Source organism: Microbacterium sp. GbtcB4 (assembly GCF_019091465.1).
GTDB classification, from domain to species: domain Bacteria; phylum Actinomycetota; class Actinomycetes; order Actinomycetales; family Microbacteriaceae; genus Microbacterium; species Microbacterium paraoxydans.
Map to the genome: position 1 here is coordinate 1 of NZ_JAGXJJ010000693.1, position 232 is coordinate 232.

The 232-nt window shown below is 69.4% G+C and carries 1 pseudogene; it reads right to left on the reverse strand.

The window, feature by feature from the left end:
• Nucleotides 1-208, reverse strand: a pseudogene (locus KVS71_RS19290) (hypothetical protein); the annotation flags it as partial.
• Nucleotides 209-232 lie beyond the last annotated feature (24 nt).

A 232-nucleotide genomic window follows, 5' to 3' on the forward strand; every position in this document is an offset into this window, starting at 1 on the left:
CCTTCTTGCCCGTTCCAGCTCCCAGGAGGTACGGGATGCACGGTACTCCGGGGGCGTGCCGACCCCGGGCTGCCACCATCGCGACGACGAGCACTCCCTCGAACGGCGTCTCCATGCCGATGTCGCCCACCACGGTCTCGATCCGGATGTCGTCGCCCACGATGCCCTGGAGCTCGGTGTGCACGTGGTCCTCGGTGCTGGGGACCACCCGGACGTCGTTCTGCGCCTCGGC